The 15,456-nt window shown below is 60.6% G+C and carries 12 protein-coding genes; 3 read left to right on the top strand and 9 right to left on the bottom strand.

Annotated elements, in window-relative coordinates:
* Positions 1-10: 10 nt before the first annotated feature.
* The 5 genes from mlaE to SWE17_RS10875 all read right to left on the bottom strand — a co-directional run bounded on the left by mlaE (position 11) and on the right by SWE17_RS10875 (position 8,750).
* A complete protein-coding gene (gene mlaE / locus SWE17_RS10855; protein ID WP_322993113.1) occupies positions 11-793 on the bottom strand; it encodes a lipid asymmetry maintenance ABC transporter permease subunit MlaE in 783 nt (260 codons plus the stop codon).
* Entirely contained in the window at positions 790-1,605 is an 816-nt protein-coding gene (locus SWE17_RS10860) for an ABC transporter ATP-binding protein (RefSeq protein ID WP_322993114.1), read from the bottom strand. The genes mlaE and SWE17_RS10860 overlap by 4 nt, the downstream gene beginning before the upstream one ends.
* A 105-nt stretch (positions 1,606-1,710) precedes the next feature.
* Positions 1,711-3,192, bottom strand: a complete 1,482-nt coding sequence (locus tag SWE17_RS10865) for a glutamate synthase subunit beta (RefSeq protein WP_322993115.1) — start codon at positions 3,190-3,192, stop codon at positions 1,711-1,713.
* A 29-nt stretch (positions 3,193-3,221) separates the two neighbouring features.
* Complete coding sequence (locus tag SWE17_RS10870; protein ID WP_322993116.1) at positions 3,222-7,922, bottom strand: glutamate synthase-related protein; 4,701 nt, start codon at positions 7,920-7,922, stop codon at positions 3,222-3,224.
* Between the two features lie 132 nt (positions 7,923-8,054).
* On the bottom strand, positions 8,055-8,750 hold the full coding sequence (locus SWE17_RS10875; protein ID WP_322993117.1) for a transposase: 696 nt from the start codon (positions 8,748-8,750) through the stop codon (positions 8,055-8,057).
* Positions 8,751-8,854: 104 nt separating this feature from the next.
* On the opposite strand from SWE17_RS10875, the gene SWE17_RS10880 reads away from it, so the two are divergent.
* The 3 genes from SWE17_RS10880 to SWE17_RS10890 are packed head-to-tail and all read left to right on the top strand — an operon-like array spanning position 8,855 to position 11,515.
* Positions 8,855-10,213: an acyclic terpene utilization AtuA family protein gene (locus SWE17_RS10880; RefSeq protein WP_322993118.1), complete on the top strand. Its 1,359-nt coding sequence runs from the start codon at positions 8,855-8,857 to the stop codon at positions 10,211-10,213.
* 1 nt (position 10,214) lies between these two features.
* A complete protein-coding gene (locus SWE17_RS10885; RefSeq protein WP_322993119.1) occupies positions 10,215-10,517 on the top strand; it encodes a hypothetical protein in 303 nt (100 codons plus the stop codon).
* A 23-nt stretch (positions 10,518-10,540) separates the two neighbouring features.
* The gene (locus SWE17_RS10890) at positions 10,541-11,515 is read left to right on the top strand and encodes a tripartite tricarboxylate transporter substrate binding protein (protein ID WP_322993120.1); all 975 of its coding nucleotides are present in this window, start codon (positions 10,541-10,543) and stop codon (positions 11,513-11,515) included.
* Positions 11,516-11,569: 54 nt separating this feature from the next.
* Here the strand turns inward: SWE17_RS10890 and SWE17_RS10895 are convergent, their stop codons facing one another.
* From SWE17_RS10895 to SWE17_RS10910, 4 genes are all read right to left on the bottom strand, one after another.
* Positions 11,570-12,445 carry an SAM-dependent methyltransferase gene (locus tag SWE17_RS10895; protein WP_322993121.1) on the bottom strand — a complete coding sequence of 292 codons (876 nt, stop codon included), beginning with the start codon at positions 12,443-12,445 and terminating at the stop codon, positions 11,570-11,572.
* A gap of 75 nt (positions 12,446-12,520) precedes the next feature.
* Positions 12,521-13,075, bottom strand: coding sequence for a DUF1415 domain-containing protein (locus SWE17_RS10900; protein WP_322993122.1), 555 nt, complete (start codon positions 13,073-13,075; stop codon positions 12,521-12,523).
* Positions 13,072-14,274 (bottom strand): CynX/NimT family MFS transporter, encoded by a 1,203-nt coding sequence (locus SWE17_RS10905; RefSeq protein WP_322993123.1) that lies wholly within the window; start codon positions 14,272-14,274, stop codon positions 13,072-13,074. The genes SWE17_RS10900 and SWE17_RS10905 overlap by 4 nt, the downstream gene beginning before the upstream one ends.
* Complete coding sequence (locus SWE17_RS10910) at positions 14,271-15,452, bottom strand: deoxyguanosinetriphosphate triphosphohydrolase (RefSeq protein WP_416235012.1); 1,182 nt, start codon at positions 15,450-15,452, stop codon at positions 14,271-14,273. The genes SWE17_RS10905 and SWE17_RS10910 overlap by 4 nt, the downstream gene beginning before the upstream one ends.
* Positions 15,453-15,456 lie beyond the last annotated feature (4 nt).

Raw genomic sequence — 15,456 nt, forward strand, 5'->3', positions numbered from 1 at the left:
GCCGTCCTCCTCAAACGCTGAACATCATTGCGGTGAGGATGAAATCCAGCCCCAGCACCGACAAAGAAGAAACCACCACGCTGCGCGTGGTGGCACTGGCCACACCTTCTGGGGTGGGCTTGGCCACATAGCCTTGGAGCAAAGCGATGAAGGTCACCGCCACACCAAACACCACACTTTTGATGATGCCGTTGCCCACGTCTTTGAACACATCGACACCTCCCTGCATTTGGCTCCAAAAGGACCCTGCGTCCACGCCAATGAGCAGCACGCCCACCACATAGCCACCCAATATACCGACCGCACTGAATACGGCAGCCAGCAGGGGCAAAGCTAGGATGCCGCCCCAAAAACGAGGCGCCAAAATGCGTTGAACAGGGTCCACCGCCATCATTTCCAAAGCGGTCAGTTGCTCACCTGCCCGCATCAAGCCAATCTCGGCTGTGAGCGAGGCCCCTGCCCGCCCGGCAAAAAGCAAAGCTGCCACCACAGGGCCCAATTCACGCACCAGCGTGAGCGCCACCAAAAGGCCCAAAGCTTCTGCCGAGCCGTAACGCTGCAATGTGTAGTAGCCCTGCAGCCCCAGCACAAACCCCACAAACAAGCCAGACACCATGATGATGGCCAGCGAATAATTGCCCAAGAAATGGATTTGGTCACGGACCAAGCCAAAGCGTTTGAGCGCGGCACCTGACATGCCCAAAAGCTTGAAAAACAAGCGGGCAGCAAAACCCCAATCGGCCAACATCTGGCGAGTAGCTGCGCCCAAAATGGCCAACCAACGGATGATCATGAAGACCTCCGGTCGTAGTCACGCTCAGCGGGTGGCGCCGGGTAATGGAAAGGCACAGGGCCATCGCTCAAGGCGTGCACAAATTGGTAAATCAAGGGGTCGGTGCTGGCTCTCAGCTCAGCAGGGGTGCCCTGGGCCGCCACACCACCGTGCGCCAAAATCACCACATGGTCCGCGATCTCGAAAGTCTCGGTCACATCATGTGACACCACCACACTGGTGATGCCCAGGCTGTCGTTCAGTCTGCGGATCAAACGGGCCGCCGTACCCAGTGAAATCGGATCGAGGCCAGCAAAGGGCTCGTCGTACATGATCAGGTCCGGGTCGAGGGCGATGGCGCGGGCCAAAGCCACACGGCGACTCATGCCACCCGAAATTTCTGAGGGCTTCAGGTCACGCGCTCCTCGCAAACCCACCGCATCGAGCTTCATCAGCACGATGTCACGGATCAGGTCTTCGGACAGATGGGTGTGTTCGCGCAGTGGGAATGCCACGTTGTCGAACACACTCATGTCGGTGAACAAAGCACCAAACTGAAAAAGCATGCCCATGCGTCGCCGAGCGGCATACAACTCGGTTTGGCGCATGGGGGTGATGTCATGCCCATCAAACAACAATTGCCCTGCACTGGCGCGTATCTGCCCACCGATCAAACGCAAAACGGTGGTTTTCCCCCCACCCGACACACCCATCAGGGCCGTGACTTGTCCGCGCGGCACATTGAAGCTGAGGTTCTTCAAAATGACGCGGTCGCCGTACCCGAAACTCAGGTCACGCAATTCAACGAGTGGCGGTGGTGTGCTGGTGGTCATGAAAAAACAAAAGCCGGATGGTCCGGCTCTTGTGGTTGGAGAGGTTCTCGGGTGGGCTGGTGACCACCCCAGCATTCTAGGGATTTTACCTAGAACAAATGTTCCTCATCGCGGCAGGTCACTGACCCCCATCAAGAACTCGTCCACAGCACGTGCGGCTTGACGGCCTTCGCGGATCGCCCACACCACCAGAGACTGACCACGGCGCATGTCGCCTGCGGCAAACACCTTGTTCACATTGGTGGCATAGCCGCCTGTGAAGTCGGTGCTGGCCTTGGCGTTGCCACGGGCGTCCTTGTCGATGCCAAAGGCGTCGAGAACGGTGGCGACCGGGTTGGTGAAACCCATGGCCAGCAAGACCATGTCGGCTTTGTATTCCTTCTCGGTGCCGGGCACTTCAACCATCTTGCCGTCTTTGAACTCGACGTGCACGGTTTTCAGACCCGTGAGCTTGCCTTTTTCGCCCATGAACTCTTTGGTGGAGATGGCAAATTCACGCTGGAGCAAGCCTTTTTCGGCGCTCTCGTCGTGGCTGGAGCTGGTGCGCAGCTTCATGGGCCAGTAAGGCCAGACCATCAACTTGTCTTCTTTTTCGGGTGGCTCGGGCATCACCTCGAACTGGGTCACGCTGACAGCGCCGTGGCGGGTGCTGGTGCCCACGCAGTCGCTGCCGGTGTCGCCACCACCGATCACGATGACGTTTTTGCCGTCAGCGCGCAATTGGCCTTTGAGCTTGTCGCCCGCGTTGACCTTGTTTTGCTGGGGCAGGAATTCCATCGCGAAATGGATGCCGTCCAGGTCGCGGCCCGGGACAGGCAGATCACGCGACTGCTCGGAGCCGCCTGTGAGCAGCACGGCGTCAAAGTCTTTTTTCAACTGCTCGGCACTGATGGTTTCCTTGGCCCAGTTGGTGACCTTGGAATCCTTGGGCCACTCGCCCACCAACACGCTGGTGCGGATCTTCACGCCTTCGGCTTCGAGCTGCTCGACGCGGCGGTCGATGTGCGTCTTTTCCATCTTGAAGTCTGGGATGCCATAGCGCAACAAACCACCCACGCGGTCGTTCTTCTCAAACAAGGTCACGTCGTGACCAACGCGTGCAAGCTGCTGGGCAGCGGCCAAGCCGGCTGGGCCTGCACCAATCACTGCCACTTTTTTGCCGGTTTTGACTTTGGCGGGGCGGGGTGTGACCCAGCCTTCGGCCCAAGCGCGGTCGATGATCGCGTGCTCAATGGACTTGATGCCCACGGCGTCGTCGTTGAAGTTGACCACGCAGGCTGCTTCGCAAGGTGCGGGGCAGATGCGGCCGGTGAACTCGGGGAAGTTGTTGGTGCTGTGCAGCACCTCGATCGCATTTTTCCAGTCGCCTTCAAACACCAGGTTGTTGAAGTCCGGAATGATGTTGTTGACGGGGCAGCCGTTGTTGCAAAACGGCGTGCCGCAATCCATGCAGCGTGCGGCCTGGGTCTTGGATTGCTCGGGTGTCAAGCCGATCACGAACTCGCCGTAGTTCTTCAGGCGCTCGGTGACCGGCTTGTAGCCCTCTTCGATGCGCTCAAATTCCATGAAACCTGTGATTTTTCCCATGATGTTTCCTTAGCTTCTTAACGTGGGGCTCAGGCGGCAACGGGCTTGGCGGCCTTGGCCGCATTCGCCGCTTTGCGTGCGTTGATCTCGCCCAGGGCGCGTTTGTATTCGTTCGGGAACACCTTCACGAACTTGGCGCGGGCCGTGGCCCAGTTGTCCAGCAACTCGCGGGCGCGCTGGCTGCCGGTCCACTTGTGGTGGTCTTCCAACAGTTTCTTCAGTTGCGCTTCGTCGGCTTGGTCGCGGTGCCAGACCTTGCGGTCCACTTGGGCTTCTTGCTCAGCAGCTGACAACACTTTTTCCATGCTGACCATGGCCGTGTTGCAACGTGAAGCAAATTCACCGTCTTCGTCGTAAACATAAGCGATACCGCCGCTCATGCCCGCGCCGAAGTTGCGGCCGGTCTTACCCAAGACCGCGACGGTGCCGCCGGTCATGTATTCGCAACCGTGGTCGCCCGTGCCTTCCACCACGGCGGTGGCGCCGGACAGACGCACCGCAAAGCGCTCGCCGGCCACGCCAGCAAAGAAGGCTTCACCGGTGGTCGCACCGTACATGACGGTGTTGCCCACGATGATGTTTTGCGAGGCCACGCCGCGGAACTCGAGGCTCGGGCGCACCACCACACGACCACCCGACAAACCTTTGCCGGTGTAGTCGTTGGCTTCGCCGATCAGGTACAGCGTGATGCCCTTGGCCAAGAAAGCACCGAATGACTGACCGCCTGTGCCTTCAAGCTGAATGCGCAGGGTGTCGTCTGGCAAGCCTTCGGGGTGCACTTTGGTCACCGCACCGGACAACATGGCACCGACCGAGCGGTTCACGTTGCGGGCCACTTCCATGAACTGCACTTTCTCGCCCTTGTCGATGGCAGCGCGGCTCTTGGCGATCAGCACGTTGTCCAAGGCTTTTTCGAGGCCGTGGTCTTGTGTGTCCACATGGCGCACGGCCACGGTGGAGTCGACCTGTGGCACGGCCAACAGGCGACCGAAGTCCAAGCCCTTGGCTTTCCAGTGTTCCACACCGCTCTTCATATCGAGCAGGTCGGCGCGGCCCACCAGGTCGTCAAACTTGGCAATGCCCAGCTGGGCCATGATCTGACGCACTTCTTCAGCGATGAAGAAGAAGTAGTTCACGACATGCTCGGGCTTGCCGGTGAACTTCTTGCGCAGTGTGGGGTCTTGTGTGGCCACGCCCACGGGACAGGTGTTCAGGTGGCACTTGCGCATCATGATGCAGCCCTCGACCACCAGCGGTGCGGTGGCGAAGCCGAACTCGTCTGCACCCAACAAAGCGCCAATCGCCACGTCACGGCCGGTCTTCATCTGTCCATCAGCCTGCACACGGATGCGACCGCGCAAACCGTTGAGCACCAGGGTCTGTTGGGTTTCGGCCAGGCCGATTTCCCAAGGGCTGCCCGCGTGCTTGACCGACGACCAGGGCGATGCGCCCGTGCCGCCGTCGTGGCCCGCGATCACCACATGGTCGGCCTTGCACTTGGCCACGCCGGCAGCAATCGTACCGACGCCGATTTCGGACACGAGCTTGACGCTGATGTCGCTGTGCGGGGCCACGTTCTTCAGATCGTGGATCAGCTGGGCCAAGTCCTCGATGGAATAGATGTCGTGGTGTGGTGGTGGCGAAATCAAACCGACACCGGGCACCGAGTGGCGCAGCTTGCCGATGTAGTCGGACACCTTGCCACCGGGCAACTGACCACCTTCACCAGGCTTGGCGCCCTGGGCCATCTTGATCTGGATTTGGTCGGCGCTGTGCAGGTATTCGGCCGTCACACCAAAGCGGCCAGAAGCCACTTGCTTGATCTTGGAGCGCAGGCTATCACCGGCGGCCAAAGGCATGTCCACTTCGACGTTTTCTGCACCGATCACGCTCTTCAAAGAATCACCCAACTTGATCGGGATGCCCTTGAGTTCGTTGCGGTAACGGTTGGCGTCTTCACCGCCCTCGCCCGTGTTGCTCTTGCCGCCTATGCGGTTCATGGCCACGGCCAGAGTGGCGTGCGCTTCGGTGGAGATCGAACCCAGCGACATCGCGCCAGTGGCGAAGCGCTTGACGATTTCGGCCGCGGGCTCGACTTGCTCCAGCGGGATGGCTTTGGACGGGTCGATTTTGAATTCAAACAGACCGCGCAGCGTCATGTGGCGCTTGCTCTGGTCGTTGATGATCTGGGCGTATTCCTTGTAGGTGCTGAAGTTGTTTGCACGGGTGGAGTGCTGCAACTTGGCAATCGCATCGGGCGTCCACATGTGCTCTTCGCCACGGGCGCGCCAAGCGTATTCACCGCCTGCATCCAGCATGGTGGCCAAGATCGGATCGTCGCTGAAAGCGGCGGTGTGCATGCGGAAGGCTTCTTCAGCGATCTCGAACACACCGATGCCGCCCACACGGCTGGAGGTGCCGGTGAAGTACTTGTTGATGGTTTCGGTGTTGATGCCGATGGCTTCAAACAGCTGCGCGCCGCAATACGACATGTAGGTCGAGACGCCCATCTTGGACATGATCTTGGACAGCCCCTTGCCGATCGCCTTGATGTAGTTGTAGATGGCTTTCTCTGCGGACAAATCGCCGGGCAGCTCTTTGTGCAAAGCCGCCAGGGTTTCCATGGCCAAGTAGGGGTGCACGGCTTCTGCGCCGTAACCGGCCAGCACGGCAAAGTGGTGCACTTCGCGGGCGGTGCCCGTCTCGACCACCAAGCCAGCAGTGGTGCGCAGGCCAGCCGTCACCAAGTGCTGGTGGATGGCGGACAACGCCAACAAGGCGGGCACAGCCACTTGGGTAGCGCTCACGCCACGGTCGCTGATGATCAGAATGTTGTGACCGCCCTTGATGGCATCCACGGCTTCAGCGCAGAGCGATGCCAGCTTGGCTTCCACGCCTTCGCGTCCCCACAAGGCGGGGTAGGTGATGTCGAGCGTTGCGCTCTTGAACTTGCCCTTGGTCGCGCTGTCGATGTTGCGCAGCTTGGCCATGTCAGCGAAGTCTAGGATCGGCTGGCTCACTTCCAGGCGCATCGGAGGGTTGACTTGGTTGATGTCCAGCAGGTTGGGCTTGGGGCCAATGAAGGACACCAACGACATCACGATGGCTTCCCGAATCGGGTCGATCGGGGGGTTGGTCACTTGCGCGAACAACTGCTTGAAGTAGTTGTACAACGGCTTGTTCTTGTCGGACAACACGGCCAGGGGGCTGTCGTTGCCCATGGAGCCGATGGCTTCTTCACCGGCAGAGGCCATGGGGGCCAACAGGAACTTGATGTCTTCTTGCGTGGTGCCAAAAGCTTGTTGCAGGTCGAGCAATGCCACTTCAGAAGCTGGAGCCACGGGGGCTTCGGCCACGTCATCGAGCTTGATGCGCAGGTTTTCGATCCACTGCTTGTAAGGCTTGGCACTGGCCAAACCGGCTTTCAACTCTTCGTCGTTGATCATGCGACCTTGTTCCAGATCAATCAGGAACATCTTGCCGGGCTGCAGACGCCACTTGCGCACGATCTTGCTCTCAGGAATCGGCAACACACCGGTCTCGGAGCCCATGATGACCATGTCGTCGTCGGTGATGATGTAACGCGAAGGGCGCAGGCCGTTGCGGTCCAGCGTGGCACCGATCTGGCGGCCGTCGGTGAACACGATCGAGGCTGGGCCGTCCCATGGTTCGAGCATCGCAGCGTGGTATTCATAGAAGGCCTTGCGGCGCTCGTCCATGGTGGTGTGCTGTTCCCAAGGCTCGGGGATCATCATCATCACGGCCTGACTGATGGGGTAACCCGCCATCGTCAGCAGTTCCAGGCAGTTGTCAAACGTGGCGGTGTCGGACTGACCGGCGAAGCTGATGGGGTAGAGCTTTTGCAGATCGTTGGCCAGCACGGGCGAAGACATCACGCCTTCGCGGGCCTTCATCCAGTTGTAGTTGCCCTTGACGGTGTTGATCTCACCGTTGTGCGCCACATAGCGGTAAGGGTGAGCCAATGGCCACTCGGGGAAAGTGTTGGTGGAGAAACGCTGGTGCACCAGGCCCAAAGCCGAGACGCAGCGCTCGTCTTGCAGGTCCAGGTAATAAGTGCCCACTTGGTCGGCCAGCAGCAAGCCCTTGTAGACCGCGGTGCGGCTGGACATGCTGGGGATGTAGTACTCGTTGCTGTGCGTCAAGTTCAGGGCCTGAATCGCGGCGCTGGCGGTCTTGCGGATCACGTACAACTTGCGCTCCAGGGCGTCTTGCACAATCACATCGGCACCGCGGCCGATGAAGATCTGACGCATGATCGGCTCTTTTTCGCGCACGGTGGGCGACATGGGCATGTCGCGGTTCACCGGCACATCGCGCCAGCCCAGCACCACTTGGCCTTCGGCCTTGACGGCACGCTCGAGTTCTTGTTCGCAAGCCATGCGCGAGGCATGCTCTTTGGGCAAGAAGACCATGCCGACGCCGTATTCGCCAAAGGGTGGCAGCGCAACGCCTTGCTTGGCCATCTCGTCGCGGTACAGCGCATCGGGCAGCTGAATCAGGATACCGGCACCGTCGCCCATGAGCGCATCGGCACCTACAGCACCCCGGTGGTCCAGGTTTTCCAGAATCTTGAGCGCCTGCGTCACGATCGCGTGGGTCTTGTGTCCTTTGATGTGGGCCACAAAGCCGACACCACAAGCATCGTGCTCGTTGGCGGGGTCATACAGACCGGTCGATTGGAAATGTTCTTTTGCACTGGCCGAAGTCATGGGCGCTCCTAAGGGTTTTCACGCAGACCGAAGAGTGTAGTGCACTGCAGCATCCATGCCAAACTTTTTAATTGGGGTCAGATCCCAATTAATTTCGCTTTTGACTTGGCTTTTAATTAATTGGGGACAGATTCAACCAGGGATCTTTTTGGCAGGTCTACCAGCCTTGCCTGGCACCAAGCGCCGCTGGGTGGTTTGCTGCAAACCACTGACAAAATTGGCCGACCCCAGCGCCCAGCCCGACAAGGCACTTTGGGTCAGCTGGTCTTTTTCGCGCTGCGCCAGGCCCGTCTGCACCAGCTCGGCATAAGCCGCCTCACGGGCAAATGGTGTGTTGCCCAGGCCCCAAAACAGGGCGTGCGGTGTCACCCATTTGGCGCTCACCTGCCCAATACAGTGCCTGTGGCTGGACCATTTGAAATCGGCGGGCTGCTGCACCATGCCCGCCCTCACCGGATTCAAGTCGATGTAGGCCATGCAAGCCAAAAGATAGCGCTCACTCTCAATGAGGTTGCTCCTGTAGCGACCTTCCCAGAGCGTGCCCGTGCGCTGGTGCCGCAAATTGAAGTAGCGCACATAAGCCCTTCCCACCGCCTGCATCATCTGCGGCAGACCCTCGTCGGTTTCGGGTGTCAGCAACAGATGAAAGTGGTTGTCCATGATCACGTAGCCATGGATAGCCACCTTGAAAGTTTGCGCATGCTCTTGCCACAGCGCTAGCAAACGCTCGCGGTCCGCATCGTCGCGCACGATGGCCTGGCGGTCATTGCCGCGCTGGATGACGTGGTGCGGGTAAGCCGCAACGGTGAGACGGGGTTGGCGGGCCATGGGGACTTCCTGAATGAGACGTGCAGTTTAATTGGGATCTGACCCCAATTAATTCAAGCTCCAGCGTGACAGGCTGTTGGTCAGGGCGCCATTAAGCTTGAAGCATGCACAAGACAACACTTCGCATCGGCGCAGGCGCGGGTTATTCGGGTGACCGCATCCCACCTGCCCTTGAGTTGGCCGAAAAGGGGCAGTTGGACTATTTGGTGTTCGAGTGCCTGGCCGAGCGCACGATTGCCTTGGCGCAGCTGGAGCGCTCCAAAGACCCGGCTGCGGGTTTCGACCCGATGCTGGTGGCCCGCATGCGGGCCGTGCTGCCCGCTTGCATCCGTCAAGGCACCCGCATCATCAGCAACATGGGCGCGGCCAACCCGCTGCAGGCCGGGCATGCTGTGTTGGCTGTGGCGCGTGAATTGGGTTTGCCTCAGCTCAAAGTAGCGGTGGTGCTGGGCGACGATGTGCTGGCCACCCTCACCTCAAGCGGTTTGGCGCTGCCCATTCTGGAGAGCACGCAAACCCTGGCCAATTTTCAAGCCGAACTGATTTCAGCCAGCGCTTACCTGGGTGCCGAAGCCTTGCTGCCGGCGCTGCAAACCGATGCGCACGTCATCATCACCGGCCGAGTGGCCGACCCGGCGCTGTTTTTGGCACCCTTGATGCACCACTTTGGCTGGGCCGCTGACGACTGGACACGCCTTGGGAAAGGGGTTCTGGTCGGGCATTTGCTGGAATGCGCGGCGCAGATCACGGGGGGCTACTTTGCCGATCCGGGCTTCAAGGATGTGCCCAACATGGCCCAGCTGGGCTTCCCGCTGGCCGAAGTCGGCGTCTCGGGTGACGCCGTCATCACCAAAGTGGCCGGTTCTGGTGGCTGCGTCACGGTGGCCACCTGCACCGAACAATTACTCTACGAAATCGAAAACCCAGCCCGCTACCTGCAGCCCGATGTGGTGGCGGACTTTACTCAGGTGCAGTTGACGCAAATCGGTACAGACCTTGTTCAGGTGACCGGTGGCAGCGGCCATCCGCGCACTGACACGCTCAAGGTCACGCTAGGTTACCGCGACGGCTTCATTGGCGAAGGCCAGATGAGCTATGCCGGGCCGGGTGCACAGACGCGAGGCCAGCTGGCGCTGGACTTGGTGCGCCAACGGCTGGCCGATGCGGGTTACGGCGAGTTCGAGGCCCGCTATGACCTGATCGGCGTGAACGCGATCTTCGGACCCTCCAGCCCAACACCACCAGAACCCGCCGAGGTACGAGCCCGAGTGGCACTGCGCGTGCCCACCCTGCAACAAGCCCAGCATGTGGCACAAGAGGTTGAAGCGCTTTACACCAACGGCCCATCCGGTGGTGGCGGTGCCACACGCGCAGTACGCGAAGTGATTGCCGCTGCCTCAGTGCTCATGCCGCGCAGCGACGTGCACATCACCACCGTGCTGCTCAACTCAGAAGGAGACTGACATGCAACTGCGCGACATCGCCCATACCCGTACCGGCGACAAAGGCAACCGGTCCACCTTGTCGGTGATTGCCTACGACAAAAAAGACTTTGCCCTGCTGGAACAACACCTGAGTGCCGAACGCGTGAAAGCCCACTTTGTTGGCACCGTGCACGGTCCGGTCGAACGCTATGTGCTACCCCAACTGGGCGCGCTCAACTTTGTCATGCACCAATCGCTGGGCGGCGGCGTGACCCGCTCGCTGGCATTAGACGCCCACGGGAAATGCCTGAGTGCGCACCTGCTCACATTTGTGATTGAATGATTTTTTGACCCACTGGAGAACCCATGAAACGTTTGCGCATCGCCTCTTTGTTGTCTGCTGCTCTGGGCCTCGGCCTTGTGGCCTCCCAAGCGCTGGCACAGGCTTACCCCAACAAGCCCATCAAAGCCATCGTGCCTTTTGCAGCTGGCAGTGCGACCGACCAGATTGGCAGGGCTTTCACTCAAAAAATGTCTGAGGTTCTTGGCCAACCCATCATCATCGAAAACCGTGCAGGCGTGAACGGAATGCTGGGCGCCGACGCGGTGGCCAAATCGGCCCCCGATGGCTACACCATCATGGTGGGCACCAACAGCACCAACGCTGCACTCAAAAGCCTGATGAAAAAGCTGCCCTATGACCAGGACACCGCTTTCGCACCCATTGGGTACATTGGTTCGGTCCCTCTGATCGTCGCCGTCAACAACGATGTGCCCATCAAGAACTTGCGCGAGTTGGTGGCTGCAGCCAAGGCCAAGCCCACCCAATTGACCTTTGCCAGCGCCAGCACCTCCCAGCGCGTATCCACCGAGATGCTGCAAAGCATGGCGGGGATCGAGATGACCCATGTGCCCTATAAAAGCGGCCCCGCCGCCATGACCGATTTGATCGGCGGGCAGGTGAATCTGTTCACGGCCGACTTTGCGGTCATGCTGCCGCAGGTCAAGGCGGGCAAGATCCGCGGCCTGGCCGTGACCTCGATGCAACGCTCCAAGGCCATCCCCGAGTTGCCCACCGTCAACGAAGCGCTCGGCCTCAAGGATTACGAGTTGATCGCCTACTTTGCCCTGTTCGCCCCGGCCGGTACGCCGCCAGATGTGATCGCGCGGTTGAACCGAGCCCTCAATACAGCAGCCACCGACAAGGACATCATAGACAAGTTCTCTGCCATTGGCTTTGAAACCGCCCCGGGCACACCCGAAGCTCTGGCCCAGCGCAACCGGCTGGAGACCGCCAAGTGGGCCAAAGCGATTCGTGACGCGAAAATCGAAGCGGAATAAAGGCGGTCTTGCGCGAAACAGAGGGTTAACTTACTGAAAGAAAAGGCCCTCTTTTCATCCCGCTGCAGTGTTCAACACCAGCGGGTAACGCGCCCCCATCAGCGCTTCAACCCCAAACTCCTGAAGCAACGCCAGCAGGCGCTCGCCGGAGGCACGTTTTTTCTGGCCCGTGTACTTGGCCAGGATCAGCTCGTTTTTCATGCTGTGTTCCCAGCCAACCAACTCGGTCACGGTGACTGCATAGCCTTGTGACTCCAAGTACAAGCAGCGCAGCACGTTGGTGAGCTGACTGCCCACTTCGCGGGTGTGCAGGGGGTGACGCCAGAGTTCGGCCAAAGGCGTGCGCTGCAAATTAAGGGCCTTGTTTTGGTTGAGCGCTCGGGCCAATTCGGCCTGGCAGCAGGGCACCAACACCATGTACTTGGCTTTCTTTTGCAGGCCAAAAGCGATGGCGTCGTCGGTGGCGGTGTCGCAGGCGTGCAAGGCAGTCACCATGTCGATCTGCGCGGGCAGTTCACCACTTTGCGTCGATTCGACCACGCTCACATTCAAAAAGCGCATGCGCTCAAAGCCCAAGCGCTCGGCCAGAGCCTTGGACGACTCGACCAATTCACTGCGCGTTTCGATCCCGTAAATCGTGCCTTGGCCCAGCACTTTGAAAAACAGGTCATAGATGATGAAACCCAGATACGACTTGCCAGCGCCGTGATCGGCCAGTGTGGGGCCGCTGTCGCTGGCGGGTAACTCTTTGAGCCGCTTTTCGATGAACTGGAACAGGTGGTAGACCTGCTTGAGTTTGCGGCGCGAATCTTGGTTGAGCTTGCCTTCTCGCGTGAGAATGTGCAGCTCTTTGAGCAGCTCGACCGATTGGCCGGGGCGCACTTCGGGCGGCAAGGCTTGGCTGTCGACGGTAGGTGTTATTTTCTTCATGGTTTTTGTGTGGGAGCCGCCCCCTCGCGGCGATCAGGCTGGGTCTATCGCGACGGGGGCGTCGCTCCTACAGCTTCAAGGGCTTGGGCCTACATCCAGTTTTTTCCAGCCTTCAACGCCCAGCTTGTCCATGGTCTCGATGTTGGTTTCGTAAATCATTTCGGCCTCGGGAAAAGCCTCCACCGCCCGGTCGATGCTTTCCTCGCGCAGCAGGTGCAGCGTGGGGTAAGGCGAGCGGTTGGTGAAATTACCGATGTCGTCCGGCTCGGTGTCGGCAAACTGGAACTGCGGGTGGAAACTGGCCACCTGAAAAACACCCTCCAAATCGAGCTCTTGCAGCACGGCATCGGCCTCGTCCAGGAAGTCGTTGAACTCCAGAAAATCCTGCAGCATCTGCGGCACGATCAAGAGCACAGTTTCGCGCTCTTCGGCGGACATGGCGGCCAGCGCCTGCAGCTGCTCAATCAGCTCATCGCGCAAGCCTTCGAGGCCCTTGGCCTCGCTCAGCACGTAATGGATTTGGCCCTTGACGTGCGGGGCTTTGGCAAAGGGGCAGAGGTTGAGGCCAATTACGGCGCGTTCAAGCCAGCGCACGGTGTCGGCAATTTCGTGGATGTTCATGTCGGTCATGGGCGAGATTGTGCCTGTGGCAGCAAGCGCCCAGCCAGCCAAGCCAACACCGCCCCCACCCCACAGCACCCCACCGTGACCAGCGGTGTGAGTTGCCAACCGCCTGCCCGCGCTGCCACAGCCGCTACCACGGGTGGCCCCACAAACTGTCCCAGGGCCGAGAGCTGCTGCACCCAGCCCACCGTGGTGGCCACTTGTTGCTCGCCCGGGGCCAGACGCACCGCCAGGCTGAACAGCGTGCCCGGGACCAAACCGCCCATGCCCGAGAACAGCAACACCCCAGCAAAACGCAACCAAGGCAGGCTTTCGGTGAAGGGCGCAAAGGCCACGGTGCTGCCCAGCGCCATCGCGCCAAAGCCCAGCCACAGCGTGCTGCGGGGTGCCCAGCCGCGCTGCAGCAAGCGGCCCGAGGCCATATTGCCCACGATGTTGACGGCCGCCGCCAAGGCCGTGAGCACGCCCAGCAACGCACCACCCACGCCAGCGGCGGCGTAAATGGACGGCAAGAAACCCACCACCGCCAGCCACTGGCCAGAGTACATGCCAAAGGTGAGTGCCACGAGCCAGGGGCCGGGGGCGCTCAAGGTGCGGCGCAGGCGCTGCCAGGCGCCTTGCCCAGCTGCTGCGGTGAGGGCCACAGGGTCAGCGGGCACGCTGCGCCACAACCACGCAGCCATGGCCAAGGACACGGCAGCAAACAGCCCCCACCAAGCGCTCCAGCCCCAGGCCGGGATGAACAACGGACCGGCCAGCAGGGCGAGTGCTGTGCCTGTGGGCATGTAAGCGCCCCACACCCCCAGCATGCCGGGCAGCTGCACGGGCGGCACCAGGCGGCGGATCAAAGCCGGTGCGGGCAAAGCCACCAGCAAAAAGCCCAGGCCCTCAATGGCACGCAGGGCCAGTAAAGCGGCGGTCGAAGTGGCGAAGGCACCCAAACCACTGGCCAGTGCCAGCAAGCACAAACCGCGCACCATGCTGCGTTTCAAGCCCATGCCATCGGCCCACAAGCCCATGAAGACCGCCAGGCTCAGGCCCGCCAATTGCACCATGGACAAGAGGAAACCGGACTGCACCAGCGTCAGGCCCAGCTCGGCCTGCAGCGCGGGCAAGGCGGGCGGCAACTTGCCCACCTGCAAAGCCGCCACGCCGCCCGCGAGCACGACCAGCCAAGCGGCGCGGTGGGCGCTCACTGGGCTCACAACAACTTTCGCCCCGTCAGGCGTTCGTGCTCGCGCAAGGCGAAGCGATCGGTCATGCCGGCGATGTAGTCGGCCACCGAGCGGTGCAGGTCATCATTGGCAGCAAAGTCGGTGGGCATTTCAGAGGGTTGGTGCACATAAGCGGCGAACAACTCACGCACCACCTGCTGCGCCTGTCCGGTGGTGTGCATCACTTGGGGGTGGCGGTAGAGCTGCCCGAACAAAAACTGCTTCAATTCGGTGCTGCGTGTCTTCATCTCGGCGCTGAAAGCCACCAGGGGCCCAGCTTGGCGGGCTTCTGCCAGCGTCGTCACACCCGAATGGGCAACGCCCTGACGGGTGGTGTCGATCACGTCGTACACCTGGTCGCTCAGCATGCGGCGGATGGTTTCGTACAGAACGCGGCGCGGTTTTTCAGACAAGCGCGGATGCTCGGCCAGCGTCTGACGGTGGTAGTGCGCAAAGAGTTCCACCTGCAGCAATTGCTTGATGCTGATCAGGCCCGAGCGCACGCCGTCGTCGATGTCGTGCGCGTTGTAGGCGATCGCATCGGCCAGGTTGCACAGTTGCGCCTCCAGGCTGGGCTGGGTTCGGTCGATGAATCGACGCCCCACACCGCCCGGTTCGGACTGTTCCAGATGCTCGGCATTCAGACGTGAGCAGTGTTTCAGCACACCCTCGCGGGTTTCAAAGCTCAGGTTCAGACCGTCGAACGCGGGGTAGCGCTCTTCGAGTTTGTCCACCACACGCAAACTTTGCAGGTTGTGCTCAAAGCCACCATGCTCGGCCATGCATTCGTTCAGCGCGTCCTGCCCAGCGTGTCCGAAAGGGGTGTGGCCCAAGTCATGAGCCAGCGACACGGCTTCGACCAAATCTTCATTAAGCCCCAGCGCCCGGGCGATAGAGCGACCCAGTTGGGCCACTTCAATAGAGTGCGTGAGCCGCGTGCGAAACAGGTCGCCTTCGTGGTTCAAGAACACCTGTGTTTTGTAAACCAGTCGGCGAAAAGCGGTGGAGTGCACAATGCGGTCGCGGTCGCGCTGGAAAGCGTTGCGCGTGGGCGCAGCCGGTTCGGCAAACCGACGGCCCCGGCTTTGCGCCGGGTCGCAGGCCAGCGCAGACAAGCTGGTCTGCACCTGGCTTGAAAGCACCGACAAATCCAGTGTCTCGGCGAACATGGAC

Source organism: Limnohabitans sp., assembly GCF_034680285.1.
Lineage (GTDB): Bacteria > Pseudomonadota > Gammaproteobacteria > Burkholderiales > Burkholderiaceae_C > Limnohabitans_A.

Coding starts and splice junctions, on each gene's coding strand:
- SWE17_RS10895 (WP_322993121.1), bottom strand. CDS start 12,445: ATGAAGAAAATAACACCTACCGTCGACAGCCAAGCCTTGCCGCCCGAA.
- SWE17_RS10890 (WP_322993120.1), top strand. CDS start 10,541: ATGAAACGTTTGCGCATCGCCTCTTTGTTGTCTGCTGCTCTGGGCCTC.
- mlaE (WP_322993113.1), bottom strand. CDS start 793: ATGATCATCCGTTGGTTGGCCATTTTGGGCGCAGCTACTCGCCAGATG.
- SWE17_RS10885 (WP_322993119.1), top strand. CDS start 10,215: ATGCAACTGCGCGACATCGCCCATACCCGTACCGGCGACAAAGGCAAC.
- SWE17_RS10870 (WP_322993116.1), bottom strand. CDS start 7,922: ATGACTTCGGCCAGTGCAAAAGAACATTTCCAATCGACCGGTCTGTAT.
- SWE17_RS10860 (WP_322993114.1), bottom strand. CDS start 1,605: ATGACCACCAGCACACCACCGCCACTCGTTGAATTGCGTGACCTGAGT.
- SWE17_RS10910 (WP_416235012.1), bottom strand. CDS start 15,452: ATGTTCGCCGAGACACTGGATTTGTCGGTGCTTTCAAGCCAGGTGCAG.
- SWE17_RS10865 (WP_322993115.1), bottom strand. CDS start 3,192: ATGGGAAAAATCACAGGTTTCATGGAATTTGAGCGCATCGAAGAGGGC.
- SWE17_RS10900 (WP_322993122.1), bottom strand. CDS start 13,075: ATGACCGACATGAACATCCACGAAATTGCCGACACCGTGCGCTGGCTT.
- SWE17_RS10875 (WP_322993117.1), bottom strand. CDS start 8,750: ATGGCCCGCCAACCCCGTCTCACCGTTGCGGCTTACCCGCACCACGTC.
- SWE17_RS10880 (WP_322993118.1), top strand. CDS start 8,855: ATGCACAAGACAACACTTCGCATCGGCGCAGGCGCGGGTTATTCGGGT.